Below are 8,332 nucleotides of genomic sequence, written 5' to 3' on the forward strand. Positions count from 1 at the left end.
CTTTAGCCTGAAATTTTTGGTGTCGATTCTAACAATGTTTTTGTATAAGAATGTTGTGGATTACGGAATACTTCATCCGTATCTCCAAACTCAACAAGTTCTCCTTTGTACATAACAGCTACTTTTTCACATAAATAATGAACCATCGGTAAATCGTGAGCAATAAATAAATATGTATAACCTTGTTCTCTTTGAATTTGCTGCAAGAAATGAACAATTTGAATTTGCAAGGAAACATCCAATGCTGAAATCGGTTCATCTAGTATTAGTACTTCAGGCTCACATATAAGCGCCCTAGCAATAGCGATCCGTTGACGTTGCCCACCGCTAAATTCATGCGGATAGCGCTCGATATACCTTCTATCTAATCCGACGCGTTCTAACGCATCACCAGCAACTTTATCCTTCTCCTTCTTATCGCCTAACCCAAACGAGATATATCCTTCTGCAACACTATCTCGAATCTTCCACCGCGGATTTAAAGCTGCGGTGGAATCTTGAAAAATAAATTGTACTTTTTGTAAAAAATCTCGCTTTTCTTTCCGATTAAGCGCATGGACAATTTGACCGTTATAAGCAATCTCTCCTGATGAAGGTTTTTCAATACCAGCTATTAACTTACCAAGCGTTGTTTTTCCTGAACCACTTTCTCCAATAATGCCAAGTGTAGTTCCCTTTGAAATGGATAGTGATATATCTTTCAGCGCAGCAAGCCCCTTCTCCTTACTCCCATATATTTTCGTAACCTGTTTTACTGTAATGAACTCTGTCGTCATGAAGCACTCACCTTCTCTTTCGCTTTCCCTTTACGCTGCTCAATAATATGTTTCCAGCAGAATGAACTATGTTCCGGCGAAAATACTGTTTTCTCTGGGAAACGATGAATACATTCTTTCATCGCAACTGGGCATCGGTTCACAAACGGGCATCCAAAACTATTTAATATTTCAAGCGATGGTGTTGTTCCATCAATCGCCCGCAATACCTTTTCTGAATCGTCCATATTCGGAATAGCTTGTAATAAACTTTTTGTATACGGATGCTTCGGTGACTCAATGACTTCTTGAATCATTCCTTTTTCTACAACACGGCCGCCATACATAACAACAACTCGATCTGCTACTTCACGTACAAGCGCAAGGTCATGTGTAATTAATAGAATACTTGTATGTTGTTTTTCTTTTCTCTCTTTTAATAACTCCATAATTTGTTTTTGAATTGTTACATCCAGCGCTGTTGTTGGCTCATCTGCAATGACGAGTTTTGGGTGACAAGCAAATGCAATTGCTAAACAAATGCGCTGCCTCATACCGCCACTTAGTTGATAGGGGTATTGCTCGAAACGCTGTTCTGCTTCATGTATGCCTAAATCATTTAATAACTGAATCGCAATTGCTTTTGCTTCTTTCTTTGATTTCTTTTCATGCTGCAAGATTACTTCTGTAATCTGTTTTCCTACTTTCATTGTTGGATTTAATGATGAAAGCGGGTCCTGAAATATAAAAGAAATATCTTTTCCCCGTATGTGATTCCATTCAGCTTCTTGCAAGTTTGTTAATTCGCTATTTTGAAAAGAAATTTTCCCTTCCTCAGTGCGAATTGACTCTTGGTTTAAGCCAATAATCGATTGTGCTGTTACACTTTTTCCCGAACCACTTTCTCCCACAAGTGCAACTATTTCACCTTCATGAATGGAAAAAGAAACATGTTTTACAATCGGTTGTTTACGATCCTCTTTTTCAACGGCTAACGTTACGTTTTCTAAAGATAAGAGCTGCCCCATGTTTTTTCCCCTTTCGATTTTGTTTCACAATTTTTGGATCAATTGCATCCTGCAAACCATCTCCAATCGCATTAAAAGCAAACATAATTAATGCAATCATTATCGCTGGGAAAAACAGCTGCCACCATTCCCCACTTAATAATGTTCCTAGTGCATCGTTTGTCATCGTTCCCCAACTTGCTGCTGGCGATTGTACACCCAATCCGATAAAACTTAAAAATGATTCTGAGAAAATGGCAGCTGGAATCGTAAAAGATAAATTCACAATAATAATCCCTGTTAAATTCGGAATTAGGTGTTTATAAATAATTTTCATATGAGATGTTCCTAATCTCTCAGCAGCAATGACAAATTCTTTTTGTTTTAATGAAAGCACTTGCGCTCGTACAAGTCGTGCCATTCCAATCCAACCTGTTAATGCAAGAGCAAGAATAATTGTAAACAGTCCTGGCTTCATAACAATTAATAGTAAAATAACAATTAATAAATACGGTATACCATACATCACTTCGATTCCTCTTACAATCCACTCATCAATTAACGTACCGAGACGATTACGCCCTCTCACATATCCACTAAAGCCACCAATCAGTACACCTAATCCGATATCAAGAGCTGCTGCGATCAATCCGACTGCTAATGAAATTTTTCCACCAGCCCATGTTCGTGCCCAAATATCTCTTCCTAAATCATCTGTACCGAACCAATGCTCACTACTTGGTTGGAGGTTTGTTGCTTCTTTTATTTGCTCATTTGCACTATATGGCGTTAAACTTTCTCCGATAAGAGAAAAAATAACGATTAAAAGTAAAGTGACTCCCCCTATAATTGCTATTGGGTTTGATATGAGTTTTTGAAATACTTCCTTTTTCCGACTAATCATTTGCTGTTCTTTATTAGCAGTTAATGCTTTCTTATCTTCAGCCGTCAATAGCTGATCATCGATTTCGTAAGCCCCCATTTTAATTTCCCTCCTCACGTAATAGAACGAATGCGCGGATCAATCATGCGATGAATGATATCCGTAACGAAAATACATATAATGAGCAGTGCACTATAGAAAATAGTGGTTCCCATGATAACTGGATAATCTCGGTTAAAAATACTATCTACAAAATATTTTCCTAACCCTGGAATGGAAAATATTTTCTCAATCACGAAGGTTCCTGTTAACAAACCAGCCATAAGTGGTCCGACAAAAGTAAGAACCGGAACAATCGCATTTCGAAGCGCATGTCTTATAATAATTGTTCGAAGTGGTATTCCTTTTGCACGTGCTAGTTTAATATACTCACTTTGTAAAACTTCAATCATATTCGAACGAACAAATCTTGTAATAACAGCAATTGGCCCAAGCGCTAACGCAAAGGAAGGTAATACAGTATGAGCAAATGTTCCCCAAGAGGCAACCGGAAGCAGCTCAAGTTGAATTGCAAACACCTGAATAAATAACGGTGCTAAGATGAAACTTGGGATTGAGATCCCTAAAATCGCTAGTAGACTCACACTATAGTCAATGATTTTCCCATGATATAAAGCCGCAAACGTTCCAGCTGCAATTCCAACTAACAACGAAATAACAAATGCTTGTAATCCAATAACAGCAGATGGTCCAAAGCCAGTTGTTATGATTTCTGCCACTCCTTGACCCGTTGACTGAACAGATTCTCCAAAGTCAAAATGAATAATCCCATCCAAATACGCTACATATTGATTCCATAAAGGTTCATCAAGATGATATTTAGCCCTCATATTTTGGACAACTTCCTCAGGAAAAATCTTTGCATCTGATGAAAACGGATCACCAGGTATAATATGCATGATTAAAAAAGTAGCTGTAACAATAACCCATAGTGTAAACACCATAACTGATAGTTTCTTTACAATATACACCAAAATACCCCCTAAACACATAAATTTACTTTGTTTTATTCGCGTTTTTTTGCCAATTCCTCTCCTTATCCCGCAATATAAAAAGCCTTGATCTTAAAAAATAAGATCAAGGCTTTTTAATCTATCCTATGCCTATCACTTATCTTTCAAGCTTTGGTTGCTTGCTGGAATTAGCACGGTATTCTTCTTTCAGAACCCGCTGCTGAGGTTTCATAGGGCCAGTCCCTCTACCTCTCTGGATAAGTAAATGACTATATTATTCTTTACTTTGAATTGTATATTTCGAATTATAATTCTGAAAAAACAAAAAGTCAATCCAAATGGGTATTTTTAGAAAAATCAGTTTTTATATTTTTACTTAACAGGAAATATCTAGCTTTCCATTCTATCGACATTTCGACAAGAAAGAATCTGCCATATACAAAACTAACCTTGCATATTGCAAGGTTAGTTTTGTGCTTCTTTTTGGAAACGTTTATAGTATGTAGAAGCTGTTGAAAAATGAACTTCTATATCACGAATTAATGATGAATCTTCTTCTTTTGCTAATTGATCTAACTTTTTCATCGCTTGTTCTGTTTCATTTAAGAAACCTTCATATAACTTATGCTCTTGTTCTTTTGACTTTGGTACGCGAATTTCTGTGCGAATATGCTCAATATCTTCTAACATGCTCTTTGTTACTTTCTGAACATCTTCTTTAAACTGCTTGTTAGCTATCGATTTCCCGCCTTTTTCCTTCGCTTGCCCCCATAATTGTACAGATTGATTTAATTCCTTATTCATTTTCTCATCATACTTTTTATGTACATCTTGATATACCTTCATAGCTTCTTTCTCATCTGCTGATTGTTGCACATTTTCTTTTGTTTCCTTTGTATGTTGATTTCCACCGCACCCTGCTAAAAGCAGCATGCTCCCAAGCAAGGCTGCGCCCCATATTTTCTTCATCTTTTACTCTCCTTTTATCTACCTGACAATCTTTCTATAGAAACTTACATCATATCTCCACTTGTTATTATAACGAGAACACTTCACACTTTGCACTTTTGACCGTCATTTTCTGTGTGCATACCATCATTTTTGTCACAGTATCGTCACTTTATGCAACCAATCTCACCATAGTTATAATATGAAAAGAGGTGATTCAATTTATGTTTGAACCACCTCTTTTTTATGCGTCTATATCTTGTTTTTCTGGCAATACAAGTTTTCTTTCACTAGGCCTTGCCATGAGTAAATAATATAAAACGGCACCTGCTTCACATAACGCAATAACAACACCCATAGGAAGCGCTGTATTACTTCCCCCGATACCTACTAAAGGTGCAACAAGTGCCCCGGAGATAAATTGTAGCAGACCAAGTAATGCAGCAGCCGTTCCAGCCGCTTGTTTTTGATTTCTCATCGCAAGTGAAAAACCTGTTGTTGATACAACACCAACACTCGATACAACAAGAAATAAAGAACATAATACACCGATTAATCCAATTCCAAATACAATCGTAAGTAGTAAGGAAGTACCTCCAACAGCCGCAATTCCAATACCTACTACAAACAACGCTTTTTCACTTACCTTTCCTGCCAAGCGGCCCGTAATTTGACTGGCAATAATAATACCGATTCCGTTAATCGCAAAAAATAAGCTAAATGCTTGTGGCGATGCCCCATATATATTTTGTAATACAAACGGCGATCCAGAAATATAAGCAAACATCGCCGCTGAAACGAACCCTTGTGATACGGCATACCCCATAAATAAGCGGTCTTTCAATAACTTCCCATAGACCGACAGCGTCCCTGCTACGCCTCCTGTTATCCTTTCTTCTAATGGCAATGTTTCACGCAGTACAAAAATAACTGATATTAACATACAAATACTGATTACGCCAAGAACAATAAATACACCGTGCCATGAAGTAAATTGCAACAATTGTCCACCAATAATAGGCGCCAAAATAGGCGCTGCCCCGTTTACTAACATAAGTAACGAAAAGAACTTTGTCATCTCAGGGCCTGTATACATATCACGTACCATCGCACGGGATATGACAATACCCGCTGAACCTGAAGCTCCTTGCAGAAACCGTAATAGCACTAGAATCCAAATAGATGGAGCAACCGCACAAAGTAAAGAAGATGCTACATAAATAATAAGGGCAATAATCAAAGGTTTGCGCCGCCCATAAATATCACTAATAGAACCAACAAATAATTGTCCTACTGAAAGTCCGAGTAAACATGCTGTTAGTGTAAGCTGAGCAAGGGAGGCACTCGTTTGCAAATCCCCCATTAATTTTGGCAATGAAGGCAAGTACATATCAATAGATAATGGGCCAATTGCTGTGAGTGTCCCTAAAACAATAATCATCCAAAACCTGTTTGTTTTTACAGGCTTATATACACCGTGATTCATTTCATTCACTTGTAAGATTCATCCTTTCTACTATAAATATAAGGTTAAATTGATATATCTTAAACAAACGTAACAATTATAGTTACATCAATACAAATACGTCAAGTATATGCTACTTTCCTTTTTATAACATAAAAAAAGCGATAGAAAATCTATCGCTTTACTTTTTTAAATTTTCATTTGTGAATTTAGATACCGAAGACATCGTTTCCCCTGTGTCCAAATACGCCATTTTAATGGAATCTCCCACTTCGGTAAACATCGCATACGGGAAGTCTTTTGCAGAAACCATAAATACTTTGTTCTCATTTTCTAATAAGATGAAGACAAGCGTATTTTCTCCTGATTTCTCCTTATAAACACGCTGTACAATCCCTTCTTTTTGTGCTTCTTTTCCGCTAGAAGTCGGGCGGAATGAACCTCCACTTCCCGTTAGCACACTCTTATATTTGTCCAGCGCTTCTTTTTGAGTGGAACCTGTCGCAAATATTTTTGCATTGGAAGCATAAATCACCGTATGTGCTCGCACTAAACCGCCATCATCAATAACAGGTACAATCCAAGAAGGTTTCCCATACACATTATAAATAACCGGCATCGTTCCGTGCCATTTCTCTCTCTTAAAAGAATTATCTACTACCTCTGTCGCAGCTGAGCCATCCATAATTCCTTTTACTTCTTTTCCATTATAGTAATACAGCTTCCCTGTACGTGCATCTACTAATGAATAACCTAAAGCAGAATCGACACCTTCTTTTGGAGAAGTAAAATCAGTAAAGTAATATAATGTCCCGTCCTTCCCAAAGATTGGTGTTACCCCTTCTTTTGTTCCCCATTCAGTTGGAATCTTCACATCACTTTGAGAAAATTTCGTATTCCAAAAACCATGTACAAACTTACCAAAGTACGTGTTTAATAGTGATGCCGTTTCATGATTTAACACACCATCAATAAATTTAGGCGCTTTCCCTTTATCATATCGCTTTACATCACCTGTTTGTGCATCCACAACGACAACGCCTTTTACTTTAAAGCCAGATCGCCCAGAAATAAATTCACCGTATGTCATTGTATAATACGGTTTTCCTTTATCATCTATTTCAAACTTCGGTTTCCCTTTAAAAATAAGATTTGGCTCTGCCTTTCGAACAACACGTTCTAAATGATTACCAAAAAACATACTTGGTACATATTTCATTTTATACCCAAGATGTAATTTCGCTTCCGCATCAGGATTTGTACCTGACATCGTCACATAACCAGGAATCGTTCCTGCCTTGCGTGCCTTAAAAAATCCCGAAACCTCAATTGGAGCCACATATAAAGCTTTCCCATCTACCATTTGTGGAGTAAGTTCTCCTAATTCAAAGTAGGCTACCTTTGGAATATCACCAAATACCTTCTTCATCTTATTTTCCGCTGTTTTCGGTGGAACGGTAAACGGTTGATCATTTTCTGTGAAAGGCTCTGAAATATCTTTTTCGACCTTTATAACAGAATCATATTTATTTTGTGAGATTACGATATCATGTACATAAGCAAAATAGCCGTAAGCTAAAAGTAAAACAAGCATTACACTTACTTTCACCTGAACTTCTAATCTTCCTCTTCTACCTTGCAACACGAGAACAACTCCAATGAGCACAGCAATAACAACCGTGTAATGCGTAAGAATCGAGTCTACACGGTTATCGATTAGCCAAAAATATTCATAGATTGCAATGCCAATCCAAAGAAAAATTGGAATGACTAAAATAGGTGCAGCCTTCTTTTTTATAATTGTCTCAGCATTTTTTTGATCCACTGTACGAAGTGTTTTTCTTGTCCATGGAATTAAAAATAATGTAAGAATTGCTAAAACTAAAAATTTCATCAAAGGCAATGTCTCCTTTTCTTTTGTTATTCCTTTCAGTATAACAAATTAGGTAAATGTGGAAATCAAAATTTTAGATATATATGCCAAAAAAGATTGCCTATCAATTCATTTAAACTGTACCCCGAATCGTGGACACTTAAAAAAGCCCATGATTCAGGGGGGGATGTATTTTTACACTCATTCCTCGTTATAATGAAACAATGTTGAACTACTCACCACTTAACGACCTTACGGTCTGTTTGAAGTGGGAGATTCCTAAGAACACCAACCTATCGGTTAGTTATTGATTAGGATATCCCCGTAGTCCCTACGGTTAGAAGTCTTATTGCTTCATTTTTAAGATTTTGTCCTGCGTTAATATCTC

General features: G+C 37.1%; 7 protein-coding genes and 1 riboswitch. All 7 genes read right to left on the reverse strand.

The window, feature by feature from the left end:
• Positions 1-2 precede the first annotated feature (2 nt).
• Positions 3-776: an ABC transporter ATP-binding protein gene (locus MR056_RS17005; RefSeq protein ID WP_087097550.1), complete on the reverse strand. Its 774-nt coding sequence runs from the start codon at positions 774-776 to the stop codon at positions 3-5.
• Positions 773-1,783: an ABC transporter ATP-binding protein gene (locus MR056_RS17010; protein WP_048721236.1), complete on the reverse strand. Its 1,011-nt coding sequence runs from the start codon at positions 1,781-1,783 to the stop codon at positions 773-775. The genes MR056_RS17005 and MR056_RS17010 overlap by 4 nt, the downstream gene beginning before the upstream one ends.
• The gene (locus tag MR056_RS17015; RefSeq protein ID WP_048721233.1) at positions 1,740-2,744 is read right to left on the reverse strand and encodes an ABC transporter permease; all 1,005 of its coding nucleotides are present in this window, start codon (positions 2,742-2,744) and stop codon (positions 1,740-1,742) included. The genes MR056_RS17010 and MR056_RS17015 overlap by 44 nt, the downstream gene beginning before the upstream one ends.
• 14 nt (positions 2,745-2,758) lie before the next feature.
• Positions 2,759-3,676, reverse strand: a complete 918-nt coding sequence (locus MR056_RS17020) for an ABC transporter permease (protein ID WP_087097548.1) — start codon at positions 3,674-3,676, stop codon at positions 2,759-2,761.
• Between the two features lie 136 nt (positions 3,677-3,812).
• Positions 3,813-3,922, reverse strand: a riboswitch (SAM riboswitch).
• A gap of 201 nt (positions 3,923-4,123) precedes the next feature.
• The gene (locus tag MR056_RS17025) at positions 4,124-4,627 is read right to left on the reverse strand and encodes a hypothetical protein (protein ID WP_011983314.1); all 504 of its coding nucleotides are present in this window, start codon (positions 4,625-4,627) and stop codon (positions 4,124-4,126) included.
• Positions 4,628-4,850: 223 nt separating this feature from the next.
• Complete coding sequence (locus tag MR056_RS17030; RefSeq protein ID WP_041809365.1) at positions 4,851-6,110, reverse strand: multidrug effflux MFS transporter; 1,260 nt, start codon at positions 6,108-6,110, stop codon at positions 4,851-4,853.
• A 142-nt stretch (positions 6,111-6,252) separates the two neighbouring features.
• The gene (locus tag MR056_RS17035; protein WP_140388377.1) at positions 6,253-7,965 is read right to left on the reverse strand and encodes a DUF3981 domain-containing protein; all 1,713 of its coding nucleotides are present in this window, start codon (positions 7,963-7,965) and stop codon (positions 6,253-6,255) included.
• Positions 7,966-8,332: the final 367 nt, after the last annotated feature.

The sequence above is a fragment of the Bacillus cereus group sp. BfR-BA-01360 genome (genome assembly GCF_022663595.1).
Classification (GTDB): domain Bacteria; phylum Bacillota; class Bacilli; order Bacillales; family Bacillaceae_G; genus Bacillus_A; species Bacillus_A cytotoxicus.

Excerpts from the sequence above, each read along its gene's own strand:
- MR056_RS17005 (WP_087097550.1), bottom strand. The coding sequence starts at position 776 with ATGACGACAGAGTTCATTACAGTAAAACAGGTTACGAAAATATATGGG.
- MR056_RS17010 (WP_048721236.1), bottom strand. The coding sequence starts at position 1,783 with ATGGGGCAGCTCTTATCTTTAGAAAACGTAACGTTAGCCGTTGAAAAA.
- MR056_RS17015 (WP_048721233.1), bottom strand. The coding sequence starts at position 2,744 with ATGGGGGCTTACGAAATCGATGATCAGCTATTGACGGCTGAAGATAAG.
- MR056_RS17025 (WP_011983314.1), bottom strand. The coding sequence starts at position 4,627 with ATGAAGAAAATATGGGGCGCAGCCTTGCTTGGGAGCATGCTGCTTTTA.
- MR056_RS17035 (WP_140388377.1), bottom strand. The coding sequence starts at position 7,965 with ATGAAATTTTTAGTTTTAGCAATTCTTACATTATTTTTAATTCCATGG.